Origin of the sequence: Chitinophaga sp. LS1, assembly GCF_034274695.1 — a bacterium.
In the GTDB taxonomy this organism is placed as follows: Bacteria; Bacteroidota; Bacteroidia; order Chitinophagales; family Chitinophagaceae; genus Chitinophaga.
In genome coordinates this window covers 7,086,275-7,104,794 of the sequence record NZ_CP128362.1, presented here as the reverse complement: position 1 = coordinate 7,104,794, position 18,520 = coordinate 7,086,275, and the positions used below count along the sequence as shown (strand labels likewise).

Genomic DNA, 18,520 nt, shown 5'->3' with positions numbered 1-18,520 from the left:
TAATTTTATATGCATGGGGGATACTCTTGTGCCATAAATCAAAGTTTTACTGAATCCTGTTGAAAAACTAATTTTATATGCATGGGGGATACTCCTGTGCTATAAACCAAAGTTTTACTGAATCCTGTTGAAAAACTAATTTTATTTGCATTGGATACTCTTGTGCTATAAACCAAAGTTTTACCGAATCCAATTGAAAAACTAAGTGTTCATGCATTGGATACTGCTATGCCATAAGTCCAAATTTTACTGAATCCAATTGAAAAACTAATTTTATATGCATGGGGGATACTCCCGTGCCATAAGCCAAAATTTTACTAAATCCTGTTGAAAAACTAAGTGTTCATGCATGGGATACTCCTATGTCATAAACCAAAATGTCTAACCTGATGAAATAACTACTTAATAATATATAGGGAATATTCCCGTGCTATAAAACCAAAAATGACACCCTATGCCAAAGGCAAAATTCCTGTTATTAGCAGCTATTATCACCTGTCTGATAGGGACAGGATGCGGTAGTAGCTGTACGAAAACTACCGCCATTTCCACCGGCGAGCTTTCCAGTCACTTCGATGGTAACTGGAAGTATGAAAACAAAGAACTGGGTTTCTCCTTAAACCTGCCCAACGGATGGTACTTACAAACTTCCTTAGGAAGGATCCAGTACTACGTACCCCTGAGTAAGAATGCACCCGAAGACATGGTCCGTCAAAAGACCCTGACCCTTGCAGATGCTCAGGCCAACAAAGGTGCTCTCTTCACCATCCGTGACGTAATGCCCGAAGAAGGTGCCGGTGCTGCCATCAGCTTCGCACTGACCGATTTACAACCTAAAGGAGAAGAAAACGGAGAACTCACCATCGGCTCCGAACACCTGAAAGGCGCTTCTGCCAAAACAGCCAGAGGTACAACTACTTTAACTGTCTTTAAAAACTACGGTTGTTTTGACCTGAAGATTTTTGTAGAGTACACCACACCAGAACAGTTAGAAAAAATAAAATCATTACTGGCTACTGGAAAGATATAGGGCTAAAAGAATCGCTACTTTAATGACATAAGTGCTTTATCTGAAGTGCTTTCTTTAAAGCCTGAAGTACTTTCTTTCAAAGCCGGCCGCAGGCCTCGCTCAAATAAAAAAGCTTTTGCCTTTGGCAAAAGCTTTTTTATTTGCTGGTATATTTTTATTTGCTAGTATATTTTTTTAAGGATTTCCCGATACTTATGATGTATCTCCTTCGCCACTCCAACCGCATCACCCCTCGTCACCACAGGGTACACTTCCTTCGCATTCACCCAATTCCATTCCCAATCCTGCATCTTCTCCTCAAACCCTTTCAAATCCATCTGCTGACCTGTCTTCAAACTCTCTCCCGCATAATCAAAGAATTGCTTCCACCTTGCCGCATAAAAATTCTTCACCAACCCTGACCACTGTCTTGAGCTATACTCATGCAGTGGGCTCTTCTTATCTCCCCACAACGTAATCAAATCCCTCGCATTCATCTCATACAGTGCTTTTTCCTGCTGATTCGTTCCCCAACTCTTCGCATCCGCCAGCCATCTGCCCAGCAGGAAATCTTTCCTCGTCGCCAGCAAACGATCCATATCATCCAGCAATACCAAAAACTCCGCACTATATTTCTTAAAGTGTTCGCCATCCTTTGCCTTATAAGCCTTTGCCACCTGCTGTTGCAAAGAATCCGCATAGTTCGCCAACACCTGTCTTGTCACATCCACAATATCATATCTAAATCCATCACTTCCTTTCAACACATCTGCGGCTGTAATCAAATGATCCCATGCCGGCAACAAATTGCCCGGTGCATAATTCAAATGTGTCAATGTACGATGTGCCACTGTATCAAATGTAGGTCTGCCAGTCAGAATACTCTCTGGCGTACCTTCCGTCAATCCACCATCATACACTGTTTTGTGTAAGATCGCCCATGCCGCATCTGCATCTGCATTCTGCCTGCCATAACGGCGCCATGCATATGCTTTTAACCAGCTATCCAGCTCAATCGGCTGATCATTCCATACATTATCCATCATCAATGCATACATGGCAGGATTCTGTTCTATCGCTTCCGGTGTACAACCAATACCTACCAGGTTCCCCGCTGTAGAGTCATGCAGGGCATTTGCCGGATCGTGCGCTACATGATCCATCCTGCCATACATCCCAATATTACCACCAAAGTTCTGCAGCATACACCAGATCCATTGCTTACCATAATAAGCATTCGTTCTGTTCCACACAGGGAAGTTATCACTAAACAGATCGAGCACGATCATCCTGTCATCCGGCGCTGCCGTGAGCAAAGCCCTGATCTGAGCCGGATGCCAGAAATCTTTTTGATAATGGAACATCCATCCCTGCATCACCCAGATAGCCTTAGGATCTGCATCTATCATGGCCTGGAAGATCTTCTTACTGATTGTATGCAGGTAAGTAGAATCGTTGGTAGGAGGTAAGTTCTCATTAAAAGTATCAGAAGAGTAAAAATGGTCAGTACCAAAAGTCTTTGTCTCTTCTTCAATAAATTCCTGCCCGATCTTTGAGAACATCGGATCTTCCGGTTCTAAGATATATACATCATCAAAACCCGCATCCCAGTTGGTTTTCTTCACCTTTGCATTTGGGAATTTTTTCTTGAACGCCGGTGGCACATGCCCTGTAAATGCAGGGAGTACAGGCTTCATACCTAATGATCTTTCGCGTGCAAGAATTTTTTTCTGCAGGTCTTCCTGGTCTTTCATAAACTGCTGTGGCAGTGGACCGCCCCATCCATCCAGGTTTCCCATCCAGAACCAGTTAAAGAAACAAGGTCCGCTAAAGAAACTATTCAGGTCATTATCCGTGAATCCCATTTTCTTGTACACCCGGCTCCACACCGAGTTCTGGCCTGTCAGTGCCAGTGGCATATTCACGCCATTCAGCGCCATCCAGTCAATCTCCCATTGCCAGCGCTCCCAGTTCCACCAGCTGATGGTATAGTTGAACGTACAATAGTTCAGGTAGTAACGATATTGATAAGGTGTTCGTTTATGCACTTTTGTTGGCACCTTTGGCAATGGATCTGGCAGGTCCATATTGGTCCCGTTCCAACTGATATCGCAATGCGCATAATTTTTCAGATAGTAATTGAGCGCACTTGCTATACTCAGCCCATTGCTACCTCTTATGAGGATGGTATTGCCCTGCGATTCAAGTTCAAACACATCGTGCCCCTTTTCCTGTGGGATAAAGCGGGTTTGAAAATGCATAGCCTGTGATCGCATGATCCTTTTCACCAGGTCGTCAATGGCTTGCTTGTCCTGACCTACCGTCGGGATGGCCTTGAAGCCAAGAAAAATGAATGTAAAAAGCAGGGATGTACGAAAAGATAGTTGCATAGGAGATAAAGATAAAAAAAATCCCGGCCACATTGCTGTAGCCGGGATCAAAATGTGTTATTCTCTATTATTGATTAGCCGCTTTTTTCTTCTTGGCGTGATCCACGATCGCACCTGTACCAGCACCTACACCAGCACCAATGATTGTACCGATGGCAGCACCTTTCACATGATCCGGGTTAACGATTGCACCAGTGATGGCACCCGCACCCGCACCTACTACAGCACCTTTTGCGGTATGACTCCAACCTTTTTTCTTAGTGGTAGTCGTTGTCGTAGCGGAGCTGGTAGTAGCAGACGAGCTGCTATTGTTCTGAGCTGCTACGGCGGCATGATGTTCACGTGCGGCAGCCTTTGCATCATTCACAGAGTCAATGACCTGTTGTTTGATGGCGTTTGCCGTATTTACTGAATCCACAGCCTCTTGTTTGGCTGCTTCTATTGCCGCTTGATCTGCTGAGTTGTGACATGCGAATAAGACGGCTGATGTTGCTAAAGCTAGAAATATCTGTTTCATGGTCGTAATTTTTTATTCATCTTGCTATAGACCTGTAAAATTGTGCCAGATTAATAGATGAATCCGGTTATTGGAACGAATTTAAATAATATCACAATATATAAACTCACTGTAAACAGGGATTTTATTACGAAAAAAAGACCCGTTTGCCAATATTGCAAACGGGTCTGTCCATCAATTATTTACAGGCAATTAAGCCGTGAGTGAAAACGTAAATCTGTGATTAGCAGCAAGGAACTTTGTCACATCTTCCGCATTTCCCCTAAATGGTCCTGATCCTTCGATCTTCAAAGTCGCCATGGCGGCAGCAAATTCTCCTGCATCCTGCGGATTTGCGTTTTTCGCGCGCTGGTACAGGTAACCTGCCATGTAAGTATCGCCACATCCGGTGGCATCTACTACCGAAGTAGTTGGGATATAAGCGGGAATATCGTAGAAAGTCTGGTCTTTGTACACCACAGAACCACGGCTACCGAGGGTAATAATCACCTCTTTCACGCCCCAGGAAGCTAAAGTGATCGCGCCTTTGCGTACATCGTTTGTACCGGTCAGCACTTCCATTTCGGATTCATTGGCTTTCAGGATGTATACATATTGTAGTGCTTCTTTTTTCGCTGGCCAGTCAATATGGATCACCTGCTCATTTTCGACCTTACGCAGGTACCCTTGCACATCCAGGGAAACTTTCCCCTTCTTTGCCAGTTCCCTGATCACAGATACCGGAATATCATCTGCTACCAGTGGGCCGAGGTGAAAGAAACGCGCATCCATATCAGACAGTTGTTCCGGGGTGAACGGATCTGCCAGCTGACTTACACGTTGTGTTCTATGATCCTGATTTTCAGAGTAAATGTTCTCGAAGTAGAGGGTGTTGGTACTGGGCAGTACCACGATTTCAGTGCCTTTTGCTCTCAGTTCGTCCGCAATGTACATCTCTTTGGTAGCGAGTGCGGTTACCATTGTATATTTCACATCCATATTCCGGATGGCACTGGAAAAATAAAAGGAAGTCCCACCTGGCATATGTACTACCGAGCGGGTCGTTACTACTTTGTCTAATGTAATATGTCCTATACAACAAATGTCATACATGCTTAGTCCGGTTTATAGCGTTGATCCTAACAGGGTGCAAATGTAAATATAACCCCGTCTATTGCCAAGAATTTTCAGGATGACTGGTATTGAATTTTACTGTTCGGCCTGCAATAGGGAATGTACAGCTGGTAACACTTTTCTGCCAAATAACTCAATGGATTTCAGTATCTTATTGTGTGGCATATCTCCTTTGAGAATTTGGGCCAGGAAGCGGGTATGATTAAACAGTTTGCTTTGATATACAATCTTGTCTACTACTTCCTGCACGCTGCCCACAAAAAGGGGGCCTTCGGGAGAGCGCAAGTACTCAAACTGACCACGGGTGATAGGGGGCCAGCCTCTTTCTTCCCCAACACGGTTCATAATTTTTTCGTACACAGGCCAGAACTCATTAGCAGCGGTTTCGCCGTCTTCCCCGATATACATGTGGCAATTGATGGCCAGTGGCAAAGTGGTCAGGTCATGACCGGCTTCGGCTGCGGACTGGCGGAACAATTTTACGATATTGACGAACTGTTTGGGTAAGCCTCCCAGAATGGCTACAGTCATTCCAAGTCCCATTTTACCAGCTCTGGCAGCAGAAGCGGGGGTACCCCCGATCGCGAGCCAGATAGGCAGTTTTTCCTGATAAGGACGGGGATATATTCCTCTTTCCCGGATAGGTGCCCGGAACTTGCCTTGCCAGCTGATAATTTCGTTATTGTTTATTTTGGTGAGCATATCCAGTTTTTCAATGAATAGCTCATCATAGTCATTCAAATGGTAACCAAACAGGGGGAATGATTCAATAAAAGAACCCCTGCCAGCCATAATTTCGGCCCTGCCATTGGAAATTAGATCCAGCGTGGCAAAGTTCTGGAAAGTACGCACCGGATCGGCAGAACTCAATACCGTTACCGAACTGGATAGACGGATATTTTTAGTTACCGCGGCAATAGCTCCCAGTGCGACCTCTGGTGCAGATATAATGTAGTCAGGCCGGTGGTGTTCGCCAACGGCAAATACATCCAATCCGATTTCGTCGGATAGTCTGGCTTCTGCCAGTAATTCCTGCATCCGGGTATGAGCGTTTATCGCCTTGCCAGGTACATTGTCTGGTGTAACTTCTCCAAAAGTGCTGATACCGAATTCCATTGTTTACTCCTTTTTTTTCGTGGCGCAAAGATCGGACAATAAAAGGTAATGGAAAACGGACACCTGGTTTCCCGGGGGAAACTATGGCGTTGCAATAAATTGGCTACAGGATTACTGTAGCTTCAAATTCAATGAAATTACCTATTTCAAATCAAAACTAAGAGGAGCCGGATTACAGTAAAAGATCTTCTTCACATGGTTACACAGTTCCGTGTAAGTGCCGGGTTTTGTTAAGAATAAATGAGCACCAAGTTTGAGTGCATCGTCAATATCACGTTTCATATCTGATGTACTCATAATAATAATCCTGGTGAGGGTCTGACGCAGGAGCTTTTTTAATTCCACGAGACATTCTTTTCCATTCATCTTTGGCATGTTCAGGTCAAGGAAAATAAAATCAGGTAAGGCGATCTTCTTTTTACTCAACAGGTCCAGGGCTTCTATACCGCTGTTACAGCTGTGCGTGCGTGATCCGGGTACAACGTCTGTGATTGCTTCTGTCAAAAAAAGCCTGTCATCTGCATCGTCATCAATGATTAAAACTGTCTGCTGCTGTATCATATGGTTAAAAATTTAAGGTGAGCAGAAGAGTGGTGTATGTAAGAAAGAAGTATCTAAAATACTCAAAAAATGACTAATAAGATGTTAATTATTATTAACGGTGCCTATATTGCTTAGGCATGATTAGTGAGTAGGTATTGTAAAAGACACGCATGGACCCTAAAGAATTATTTGTTAATGGTGGGGAGACCGGACAATTGATGCACATCTATCAATGGGAAAACAATATCATCGGTACTCCTGATACATGGCCACCTCATTTACGCACTGCTGTACGTATTATGCTCACTTCGGTGCAACCTATGTTTATCTGGTGGGGAGAGCAATTCATACATCTTTACAACGATGCATTCATTCCATTTGCGGGCAAGGGACATCCTTCTGTACTAGGGCGTCCTGCATCTGAAATATGGGCGGATGAATGGATGCGGTTAGCGCCTGTGGCCATAGCTGCGGTGGCGGAAAATGCGGGATCCTTCATAAAAAGTAGTTTTTTCATCATGAAAAAAGAAGAGGATGTCGAAGACATTTCCTACGCTTTTTCCTATAGTCCGATTTTAGGACCTGACAATGTGGTGGATGGATTACTCAGCATATACAACAATTACATGAACCCCATTATGGGGCATTCTGTAGACCGCGAAGTGCCGGTTGTGGAGAATCCTGATGATGTGGATTTGGATACCCGGTTGGATAAATAACATGTTCTACCATGGAAACGATATTGACGGTTAATTGTGGATCTTCCAGTCTGAAGTTTGCACTGTATTCTTTAAAACTGGAACAGCTTTTATTGGGCAATGTAATAGATGGTTATACCAAGATTGGCGAGGAAAGACATGAGCATGGTGCGGTGACGATGAAGGAGGCGGCAGAAGAGGTGGTGAGAGTGCTGCGTGCCCGTTCATATGATGTGCGTATTATCGGGCATCGCATTGTACAGGGTGGTGAGAAACATTTTGAACCGGTTATACTGGATGATGGTGTTTTACAATCTTTGAAAGAGCTGGTTCCTTTGGCGCCTTTGCATATACCCCCTTCGCTGGATGTGATACATGCATTGCAGGAGGCGTTTCCAGCTCTAAAGCAGGTAGGATGTTTTGATACGGCTTTTCATCAGCATATGCCATTTGAAGCACGACACTATCCATTGCCAAGAGCATTGTGGAAGGAGGGGGTGATCCACTATGGATTTCATGGATTGTCTTATGAATCCATTATGCAGCAGTTACAACCGTTATCACCGGGCAGTAGGGTCATCGTTGCGCATCTGGGCAATGGGGCCAGTTGTGCCGCCATACAGGAGGGCAGGAGTCTGGATACTACTATGGGCATGACACCTATAGGAGGATTGATGATGAGCACAAGGGCGGGCGATCTGGATCCCGGGGTACTGCTGTACCTGTTAGAAGAAAAAGGTATGACGGGGAGTGAGCTGTCGCGTATGCTGAACAAATCATCGGGATTAAAAGCGGTGTCAGAAGAAAGTGGGGATGTGCAGCAGTTACTGGAGCAGGAAGATACGCATCCGCAGGCAGCAGAAGCGATTCTCATGTTCTGCTATCATGTGCGTAAAACGATTGGTGCGCTGGCGGCGGTATTAGGAGGCGTAGATACATTGGTATTTACAGGAGGGATCGGCGAACATGCAGCAACGATCAGAAGTCGTATCTGTAAAGGACTTGAATTTTTAGGTATAGTCATCAATGAAAAGGCCAACGAAGAGAAAGCAAATATGATATCCGCGAATGATAGCAAGGTTACCGTTCGGGTAATGAAAACCAATGAAGAGTTAATGATTGCACAACACACGCAAACCTTCTTATAATATGTTAGAATTACTGCATCGTTATTGGGAAGCGACGAATTATCTGGCAGCCTGCCAGATATATTTACAGGCGAACCCGTTATTGAAAGAACCATTAAAGGCCGAACATATAAAGCCTAGGTTATTGGGGCATTGGGGCACTTCGCCGGGACTGAATTTTATTTATGTACATCTGAATAGATTGATCCGGCAAACACAGGCGAGTATTATTTATATCTGTGGTCCGGGACATGGGGCGCCGGCAATGCTGGCCAATACATACCTGGAAGGTACTTATTCGGAGATCTATCCGCATATTACACAGGATGAGGCAGGGTTGAATTTATTCTTCAGACAGTTCTCTACACCGGGAGGTATACCCAGTCACGTGAGCGCACATACACCCGGGTCTATACATGAGGGGGGCGAGCTGGGATATTCACTGGCACATGCTTTTGGGGCAGTGTTCGATCATCCTGATCTGATAGCCGCCTGTGTAGTGGGAGATGGAGAAGCAGAGACAGGGCCATTGGCAGGTAGCTGGAAGTCGATAGAATTTCTGAATCCAAAAAGAGATGGTGCGGTGTTGCCTATTCTGCACCTGAATGGATATAAGATTTCAGGACCTACAGTGATGGCAAGGATGTCTGATGGTGCATTGGCGGATTTATTTGCAGGGCATGGATATGAGACTTTGTTTGTGGAGGGAGATGATCCGATGGAGATGCATACTTTGATGGCAGGTGCGTTAGATCTGGCATATGCACAGATCAGGGCGATACAAAATTCTTCACGTGAGAAGCATTGGCCAATGATCATTTTGCGTACACCAAAGGGGTGGACCGGGCCAAAGGAGTGGAAAGGGAAAGCAATAGAAGGTACGTTCAGAGCGCACCAGGTGCCATTGACGGATGTGAAAAAAGACCCTGCGCAACTGGCATTATTAGAAGCATGGTTACGAAGCTATGATCCATCAACATTATTCGATGCGAATGGCAAATTGATTGCTTCATTAGCGGAATTACCTCCATCAGGAGAGAAGCGCATGAGTGCGATACCATATGCAAATGGAGGCAAATTACTAGAGGATTTACATTTGCCTGATTTTCGCAGGTATGCCTTGCCTGTAGTAAAGCCGGGGGAGACTACGGCAGAGACGACAGTAGAGGCAGGGAAGTTACTAAGAGATGTTTTTTTAGCGAATAATAACTTCCGGTTATTTTGTCCGGATGAAACGAATTCAAACAGGTTGGGAGCGGTGTTTGAAGTAACAAACCGGATGACGGCAGAGACGATCCTGCCGGATGATGATCATCTTTCTCATGATGGAAAAGTGATGGAAGTATTGAGTGAACATCTGTGTCAAGGATGGCTGGAGGGGTATCTGCTCTCAGGCAGACATGGGATATTCCCCTGTTATGAAGCGTTCGTAACGATCATTGATTCCATGTTCAATCAGCATGCAAAGTGGCTGAAGACCTGCCGGGAATTGCCGTGGCGGCAACCGGTGGCATCATTGAATTATTTACTGACATCACATAGCTGGCGGCAGGATCATAATGGGTATAGTCATCAGGGCCCAGGGTTTATAGATACTGTGGTGAATAAGAAGAGCAATGTGATCAGGATTTATTTACCACCGGATGCAAATTGTTTATTGTCAGTATTGGATCATTGTCTGCGTAGCCGTGATTATGTAAACCTGATCGTAGCTGGTAAGCAACCAGAGTTGCAATGGCTGGATATGGATTCGGCTATACAGCATTGTGCGCATGGTGCTTCGGTGTGGGAGTGGGCGGGGAATGGTGATGATGGAGCGCCGGATGTTGTTTTGGGTTGTGCGGGAGATGTACCTACATTGGAAACGGTGGCGGCAGCGTGGTTATTGAGAAAACATTTACCATCGTTGAAAGTGAGGGTGGTGAATGTCGTAGACCTGATGGCATTGTCTCCTAAGGAGAGTCATCCGCATGGTATGGAGCCGGAGCGGTTTACTGATTTATTTACAGATACACAGCCTGTGATATTTGCATTCCATGGATATGTGAGGATCATACATGATCTGGTGCATGGAAGGCCGGATCCGGTGAGGTTTCATGTGAGAGGGTTTATGGAAGAGGGAACAACGACAACGCCGTTTGATATGGTGGTGTTGAATAATATGAGCAGGTATCATTTGGCGATGGAGGCGATCAGGCGGGTGCCCGGTTTGGAAGCTTCAACTGTGCTTGATTTATTTAAAAATAAATTAGCAGAGCATGATGCATATATAAGAGCGCATTTAGAAGATATGCCAGAGATAACTAATTGGAAATGGAGTGATTAGTGTTCTTTTAAGGTTTTACCATCTGGTGCAGTGAGTATTTTTTGTTTGGTGCTGCGCAAGTACCCCGGGTTGGACTTCCGATTGGCTACTCAACTTTTATAAATATAGATTTTCTTTTATTAATTTTGTTTCTTTAATCACTCACTGTAGTAGCCTAATCTATGAAAACCAATGCTCTTCTCATTCTTTCCCTCACCCTGCTATTCGCCTGCAGCAAGAAAGATGACACAACAACAACCAGTACGAACAACGGTAAAAAAGGTGCCTGCTTTAGCACCTATACCACAGACGGTACCTGGAACGGAAACATTGTAAAATTGAAAGCCAACTGGTTCTACACCTGGGGTACAGATGCGCCCCTGGATGTTGCACCACAAAATGCTGAATTTGTCACCATGTTCTGGGGCTCAGGCAATGTCACAGACGCAAATATCGCTTATGTCAACAACCTGAAGGCGCAGGGAAAAGTAAAGTACATTCTTGGTTTCAATGAACCGGATCTTTCTGATCAATCCAACATGACAGTGGCAAAAGCCCTGGAACTCTGGCCTAAATTGGAAAGCATCGGTTTACCACTGGGTAGTCCTGCGGCTGCATGGCCTACACAGCAATGGATATACGATTTTCTCGATTCCTGTATTGTGAAGAATTATCGTGTAGATTTCATTTGCGTACATATGTATGTAGGATTGGATGATACGCATTTTGTATCGGTATTGTCTGATTTGTACAACAAGTACCATAAGCCAATCTGGATCACCGAGTTCGCTACTGTAGATAACAATGCAAGTACTGTAGAAGGGAATATGTATACACCTGATCAGGTGCTGGGTTTTATGCAGCGTTTATTACCCAAGCTGGATTCATTGCCTTATGTACAGCGTTATTCATGGTTCTCCAGTTCACCGACGAGTGCGCGGTTATGGCCTTCTTCATTGATAGATGCGAGTGGGAATTTGACGACGTTGGGGAAATGGTATGCGGATCATGAACCGAATAATAACATTAAAGCAGCACAATAGTATATTTTCATTTCCAGGAAGGGCGTCATCAAAAAGGTGGCGCCTTTTTTTGTTGTTGATTTTGAGTAATGTACTTTTAGCTACCAGCCCTACACATCACATCCTGCAATTGCCAATACACCTGCGGCGACATGCCTACATAATGTGTAAAATCTTTAATCAGGTGGCTTTGATCATAATACCCGCATTCCTCCATCACCTCAAACCAATCCGGCGTCTTTCCGGGTTCCAACATCCCGATGGCTTTTTGAAACCGCTGATACCTGTTTACCTCTTTCGAGCTGAACCCTAAATACTTTTTATAATTCAGCTGTACCGTCCTTTCACTTTGCGCGGTCTTCTCCGCAATTTGTTTCGGGTTATCATTAAACCCATTCTCAATAATATTCGCTGCCGCCGGATCCCGCTCACAAAGATACAACCCCGAAAAATCCAATAGTTTCTCCACCTGCAAAGCAGGATCTTCAATTCCATTCAACTCCTGCCAAAGATCAGCAAAACAATGCGTCTGAATTAACTTATCCGGATCAGTTAAATAATGTTGTAAAGGTTTCCCAAAAAAACGATAAAAAGCATCATCCTTAAAGTTCGCCACCAAAATCCTGCTCCCAGCAGGCATGGTATATTTCATAGACTTTTTAACCGGCCCCAGTACCAGTGTTTTCTCAATAGGCAGGAACTGCTCATTCCCATATTCCAACGGTACCGGCGGCCCAAAATTGAATGCCATGATAGACTGAAAAGCAGGTAACAAATGCTTCTCCACAGGAACCCTGCTAAGATTCGCAGCATAGTAAAAGTGAGAGAAAACCTGTTCCCATGTGGGCGGAACGGCGATGCGCATGCTGATATATTCCTGCATAATTTTTTTAAAGACCCGCTTATGTTTTAGTATAAGCGGGTCTTTAAATTTACAAATTTATTTTGAAGGACTCCCAGCCTCCAACGGTTGCTCTGTTACACGTCATTGGTTGTAACCCATCCTCACTGGAAATATACATTCCATTATTCCCTTTCAATGAAATGCTTCCATCTGCGTTCGTCACCCAGTCAAACTGCTCCCACAAGCCAATCGCGGTGCGATTACAGGTAATAGGCTGTAATCCATTTTCAGAAGAGACATACAGATTACCATACTTCAAAGCAATCTTTCCATTCCCTGCATCAACCACCACAAACTGCTCCCAGCCTCCGGCATTCGTGCGATTACAATTCATAGCCTGTGTGCCGTTTTCGCTACTTACATACAGGTTGTTAGATCCTTTCAAAGTAATCGTCATTCCCACCGGGTTATTCGCTGTACCACCAGGTACAGTTGGCGTTTGCCTGATGGCCGTCAGAGTGATCAGGCCTTTCAGCATCTTACCACCATCACCCGTCAATCGTAAATAATAATCAGCGGAGCAGGCTACACCATCTTCATCCAGCGTAACAAAACCGGATCCAGCAGGAACAAAAGCCACACTTTCTGCTGTCTTAGCAATCTGGTTACCTTCATTGTATTCGTCAAACATGGAGATATAAATTCCCTGACAACCTACACGGATCATATTGTAAAACTGTCTCCACATAAAGTCACCATGCGCGCGTTGTTTTTCCTGCAGATCGCCGGGCAATATACAGGGTTGATAATCTATACCATTTGCATTGCAATATGCCTGATCCGGCGTATTTACAGTGGTGAAGAAATTGTCGGATTCTCCTGCATTTCCAATTCTTCCTACCATCCATGGAGAAAGCATATTGAATGCTTTGTAAGTGTTCAGGAACGCAGGTCTTGAATCACTATTCTCTTCCCGCCAGTGAGTAGGCACGCCGCCAATGACGTAACATCCCTGGGTCTTAAACCAGTTGATCACTTCCAGGCATACATCAGCAGACCATGGATGATTGTCATCATTAAATCCAAATCCCCAGATACAAACAACTGGTTTATCATTCTGTCTGGCATAAGCGGAAGACGCAGTGTAGGCAGACATCTTCGCCAGCCAGTCAGCTTTGATTTCAGTCTGCATATTTGTCCAGCCGCTTACATCGTACATAATGTAAAACTTTCGTCCATAGGCTTCAGCAGCGCGTTTTACCTTTGCAGTGACAGAATCGCGGATAGGGCCTTCCTGTCCGTTCGGGTTGAAACGTTGCAGGGCGGCAGCATCGATGTTATTTTCCTGCATCCACCGAAAATGAGTATTCACGGTCTGATCGGTGTAGGAAGAAAACAGGGTTGCCGGCGAACCATTGCCCAATGCGGGCCATCCGGTTTGAAAGGTGCTGGTATAATCTCTGACATCCGGCCAGGACTTAATACCGTTGTTGGAAGAGGAGGGTGTTTTGGCCCAGTCCAGCGTCCAGTGCCACCATGCATTGATAGGAGAGCCATCTCCGGTACAGGCGAACCAGCCCTGGTACCCCACTACAATTTTACCTACTACATCTCCGGCAGGAGAGGCATTGGTGACGGATAATCCACTGGTTTTTAAAGTAATGGAGGATTCTCGTTTGTTACAACCGAAGCATAGCAGTAACAGTGCTGCCCATAGCAGCATAGGCATGGTTTTCATGGTTTTTCAGGTTTTTATGGTGAGGGAAATTCTGCTACATGGTTATTTAAACGGAGAATCGGGGATATTATTTTGCTTTCAATAACCAGGTTTCACTAAACATAAGTGCTTCCAGAGATGTTGAAATTGTTGGAATGCGAGTTGGAGCTGGTGGTTCAAGATGGAAAGGTAAGGCGATTTTCGTGATTAATTGGGTAAGGTTTTTTTGAATTTTTATGTGATTTTTCTTTAAATAATTTTTTATTTCCAATACATTCGTATATTCGTAATAACCACTGCAGCATTAATGTTAACCACTATCCGTGCTGCATTACAGACCATATTCTTTATAAAGAATATCAACCAAAACAGTAACAATTAAGCCTATATCATGAAGTTTGTTACCACGGTAATAATATTATTATTACATCTGTCGGGCTTAGCACAAATAAATGTAAATGTTTATGCTCACCTGACGCAATTTAGCTCAATCGGCGCATTGTCACTTGACAAAACCATGTCATTGGGTTCATCCTTATTTTCTGTAACAGGTGGCGTTGTATACAAGGCAACAGTCAATCATATACCACCATTTGCGCTATATCGGGATGATGTAAGAATAGGAAATATAAGTAGCAGTAGTATATATCCCATAAGTCCTGTCAGGGGGGAATTACAATTCTATGGAGATGTAAGTAGTACAGGGTATTTCTCCATAAGATATGTGTATGAGATGGCAGCGCCACAGCAGGTAAGCGCAAGTGTATCGTCAACTACACAAACTTGTGCTAATACTGTCATCACACTTCGTTCTATTGATAACTGGCCTTTATTTAGTGATAATATTCTGAGTACAAGAGTGATATGGGAATATAATCTGAATGGCTCGCCTGTGTGGGTAGGATTAGATTCAGCATCAGCAGGGTTTAGTTTCTCTTTTATACCGTCGTTGTATATGCCGGTTACGGGAATACTAAATGCCCGTTTTCGTTGTCGTGTCAAAGCAAAATATACTGATCAGGTATATTATTCTCCGTATAGTACACCTTCAGATTTTTATACGATCATACCGGCTCCACCTGTATTAAACAAGGCCGGTGCAATAGTGATAACGCCTGCATGTGCAGGAATAGCAAATGGTAAGATTTACCTTCCCGGAAGTGCGCTTACCAGTATAGATCCTTTCATGTATTGGTTATTGCGCCCCGGCAATGTTACTACTCCCTGTACTACAAATTGTGGTGATCTGGTGGATTGGAGTAATGGTGTAGACAGTGTAGCAAAAGGCGTGTTGATAAAAGGTATATCGGCTGGTACATATACTTTATGGTTAATAAATTCCGGGGGAAGTTCGGGTAATTGTTTGACTCCGATAAATATAGCAGTACCTGAGATACCGGCACTTTCATTAGCCGTAAGCTCAGTCACGCAACTTGCCTGCCATGGTGCAAAGGATGGTATCATCAGTGTACAGGCCACAGGGGGCGGTGGTTATACTTATTCCTTAAAAGGGCCTGCAGGAGAAGTGATAAATAATACAACGGGTTACTGGGGGAATTTGTCCGCTGGTAACTATCAGGCAATGGTCAGTGATACATTTTGTAATGATGTAAGGGTTGTAAGTATTACGCTCATGGAGCCACCTGCAATAGTAAGTACCATCAATGTGTCTGGCGCTTCCTGTAATCTTCCCGCTGATGGTCTGGTAGACATTACTGCACCCGGGGGGATAATTGGTCTGTACAATGAGGCCGGCGTAATACAACCTTCCTTTTCCGGATTGGCGGCAGGCAACTATACAATCAGGGTATCTGACAGTAGCCACCCTACCTGTCCTTCGTGGGATACGAGTATAGCATTGACAGCACCTCCACCGCTTTCATTACAATTAATAAAAATTGATTCCGTCAGTTGCCAGGGGGCTAATGATGGTCATCTACAGGTAACAGGCAATGGGAATCGTTTCCAACTTATAGGCCCGGTACAAATGACGAATACTACAGGAGACTTTAATCACCTTCCTGCGGGAGAATACACAGTGCAGGTAAGGAAAAATAATACCTCCTGTGATGATGTCCTGTCCCGTCAATATACAATTTATGAGCGTCCACCATTACAGGTTAGCATACAAACGACTCCGATTACCTGCTACAATGCTGCCAATGGGTACATGGAAGCCCGCGTAACAGGTGGAACAGGGGCTTATAATTACACGTGGGAAAAGGTAGGGCAACCGAACTGGTTTGCCATCGGGTCGTTGGTAGAAGAGGTCACACCAGGTGTTTACAATGTAACGATTACAGATAATGGATGTAGCATGACTTCGGATACAGTCGTATTGACGAATCCTTTGCCACTCGCTATATCTGAAGTACATATCAGAGAAGCAATCTGTCTTGAAGACGGTGCCTCATTTGACATCACGGCTTCCGGCGGAGATGGTCAATATACATATGATTACTCCTGGGATCATGGGGAAATATATTCACCGTTAGAACAGATCCATACGCCGGGAGAATATGATATAAGAGTAAGCGATGGAAATGGATGTATGGCCTGGGCAGCGGATACCTATACGATTAATTTACCTGATAGCCTGTATTTTAAGGCTGCATTGACCAATATTACCTGTAGGGGGAATGATGAAGGACGGATCGATATTGCTGCTTCGGGGAATGCGTATTCGCTTTCCTATAGCCTTGATAATATTGATTGGCAGGAATCACCGGTCTTTGACAGGTTATTAGCAGGTGAATACACGGTTTATGTAATGGATGATAGAGGGTGTACCAAATCCTTATCAGTCGAATTGCTGGAAGACAACGTTCGTCCGCCGCTTGATATTAAAATAACGGGTATTCAAAACGTTTATTGCGGAGCAGATACAACTGGCAGCATCAGTTTTATCACCTCCGGCGGCGAGGCGCCTTATCAATATTCCCTGGATAATACCAGCTGGGAGGGCGCTCCTTATTTTTCCGGATTATCAGCCGGAACCTATACAATTTATGCAAAGGATGCGTATGGCTGTCCGGCAAAATATCCTGCTGTAATAACAGCCGAAGATCCTGCTATACAAGTAGCAGCGGTCATCAAACCTGTTCAGTGTTATGGTTCACCCAGCGGTGAATTGAATGTAGCAGTCACAGGAGGTGATGGTGTATATCAATATGCATGGCTGGAGTCTTCTTTATCCACAAATAACCTGACCCATTTAAGAGCAGGGGAGTATCACTTTTCTGTATCCGATGGGAGAGGTTGTCATCAATCAGGATCGTATGTAGTGCCACAGCCTTTCCCGTTAACGATGCAGGTAAGCGCTGTTCCCGTTTGTGACGGTCTTCGGGATGGTATAATAAAAATACTTGCTGATGGCGGTGTTCGCAACTATGCCTACTCCTTTGGAGATGCTAACTGGACAGACGATTCAGTATTCACTCAACTCGGACCAGGAGGTTATCCGGTTGTTGTAAAAGATGCCAATGACTGCCTGTTGGAAGAAAAAATAACATTATCTAAAAAGAACACGCAGCCAACGGTCAATTTTCTCGTCGTCTCCCAGGACAACGTATCAGATACGCTTGCGGTTCGGGAAATCTGTCTTCCTGCCCCTGACGCTGTCAACTGGGAATTCTCTCCTGCAGCAGAATGGCTGGGCAACGATCTCTATGACGCACCATTGATCCGGTTTAACCAACAGGGAGACTACTGGATAAAAATGTACGCCACCTTCGGTAGTTGTACTTACACTTTACAAAAAGATGTAAACATCCTGCCGTTCGATCCGCTGGTCATTCCTGTATATCAACTACCAGCCAGCATCATTGATACGGTCATCATTTCTCCCAATCCCAATAACGGCTACTTTAAATTTAAAGTGCTGCTAAATAAAAAGCAATCAGCCACCATCACTGTATATGACCTGAATGGCCGGTTAACAGACAGAAAACAATATTCACCTGTACTCATCATAGAAGACAACTTTGACCTGAAAAATATTCTTGCCGGTATGTACCTGCTAAGGGTGCTAACCGAAAATGACAGCAAAGATGTGCCATTCATAATCAGCCAATTCTAGTAAGGGAATATGGAATATTGGCCGGTAACTGCCGGCCACCA

13 protein-coding genes are annotated in these 18,520 nt (G+C 44.4%); 6 read left to right on the top strand and 7 right to left on the bottom strand.

What is annotated here, in order from left to right; all coding sequences use genetic code 11:
* Positions 1 to 454: 454 nt before the first annotated feature.
* On the top strand, positions 455 to 1,030 hold the full coding sequence (locus QQL36_RS29025) for a hypothetical protein (RefSeq protein ID WP_321567673.1): 576 nt from the start codon (positions 455 to 457) through the stop codon (positions 1,028 to 1,030).
* Positions 1,031 to 1,191: 161 nt separating this feature from the next.
* Here QQL36_RS29025 and QQL36_RS29020 read toward each other — a convergent pair whose 3' ends face one another.
* From QQL36_RS29020 to QQL36_RS29000, 5 genes are all read right to left on the bottom strand, one after another.
* Positions 1,192 to 3,399 (bottom strand): alpha-N-acetylglucosaminidase, encoded by a 2,208-nt coding sequence (locus QQL36_RS29020; RefSeq protein WP_321567672.1) that lies wholly within the window; start codon positions 3,397 to 3,399, stop codon positions 1,192 to 1,194.
* Positions 3,400 to 3,466: 67 nt separating this feature from the next.
* On the bottom strand, positions 3,467 to 3,916 hold the full coding sequence (locus QQL36_RS29015) for a hypothetical protein (RefSeq protein WP_321567671.1): 450 nt from the start codon (positions 3,914 to 3,916) through the stop codon (positions 3,467 to 3,469).
* A gap of 192 nt (positions 3,917 to 4,108) precedes the next feature.
* On the bottom strand, positions 4,109 to 5,008 hold the full coding sequence (locus QQL36_RS29010) for a PfkB family carbohydrate kinase (RefSeq protein WP_321567670.1): 900 nt from the start codon (positions 5,006 to 5,008) through the stop codon (positions 4,109 to 4,111).
* A gap of 96 nt (positions 5,009 to 5,104) precedes the next feature.
* A complete protein-coding gene (locus QQL36_RS29005) occupies positions 5,105 to 6,145 on the bottom strand; it encodes an LLM class flavin-dependent oxidoreductase (protein ID WP_321567669.1) in 1,041 nt (346 codons plus the stop codon).
* A 141-nt stretch (positions 6,146 to 6,286) separates the two neighbouring features.
* On the bottom strand, positions 6,287 to 6,706 hold the full coding sequence (locus tag QQL36_RS29000; RefSeq protein ID WP_083729668.1) for a response regulator: 420 nt from the start codon (positions 6,704 to 6,706) through the stop codon (positions 6,287 to 6,289).
* A gap of 152 nt (positions 6,707 to 6,858) precedes the next feature.
* Here QQL36_RS29000 and QQL36_RS28995 point away from each other — a divergent pair, with 152 nt between their 5' ends.
* The 4 genes from QQL36_RS28995 to QQL36_RS28980 all read left to right on the top strand — a co-directional run bounded on the left by QQL36_RS28995 (position 6,859) and on the right by QQL36_RS28980 (position 11,861).
* Complete coding sequence (locus QQL36_RS28995; protein WP_321567668.1) at positions 6,859 to 7,407, top strand: hypothetical protein; 549 nt, start codon at positions 6,859 to 6,861, stop codon at positions 7,405 to 7,407.
* Positions 7,408 to 7,418: 11 nt separating this feature from the next.
* Positions 7,419 to 8,534 (top strand): acetate/propionate family kinase, encoded by a 1,116-nt coding sequence (locus tag QQL36_RS28990; RefSeq protein WP_321567667.1) that lies wholly within the window; start codon positions 7,419 to 7,421, stop codon positions 8,532 to 8,534.
* Position 8,535: 1 nt separating this feature from the next.
* Entirely contained in the window at positions 8,536 to 10,839 is a 2,304-nt protein-coding gene (locus tag QQL36_RS28985; protein ID WP_321567666.1) for a phosphoketolase family protein, read from the top strand.
* Positions 10,840 to 11,000: 161 nt separating this feature from the next.
* On the top strand, positions 11,001 to 11,861 hold the full coding sequence (locus QQL36_RS28980) for a glycosyl hydrolase (RefSeq protein ID WP_321567665.1): 861 nt from the start codon (positions 11,001 to 11,003) through the stop codon (positions 11,859 to 11,861).
* A gap of 76 nt (positions 11,862 to 11,937) precedes the next feature.
* Here the strand turns inward: QQL36_RS28980 and QQL36_RS28975 are convergent, their stop codons facing one another.
* A complete protein-coding gene (locus tag QQL36_RS28975; protein WP_083729673.1) occupies positions 11,938 to 12,723 on the bottom strand; it encodes an AraC family transcriptional regulator in 786 nt (261 codons plus the stop codon).
* Positions 12,724 to 12,772: 49 nt separating this feature from the next.
* Positions 12,773 to 14,422 (bottom strand): lectin, encoded by a 1,650-nt coding sequence (locus tag QQL36_RS28970; protein WP_321567664.1) that lies wholly within the window; start codon positions 14,420 to 14,422, stop codon positions 12,773 to 12,775.
* Between the two features lie 370 nt (positions 14,423 to 14,792).
* Between QQL36_RS28970 and QQL36_RS28965 the strand changes: the two genes are divergently transcribed.
* A complete protein-coding gene (locus QQL36_RS28965) occupies positions 14,793 to 18,479 on the top strand; it encodes a T9SS type A sorting domain-containing protein (RefSeq protein WP_321567663.1) in 3,687 nt (1,228 codons plus the stop codon).
* The last annotated feature ends 41 nt before the right edge of the window (positions 18,480 to 18,520 follow it).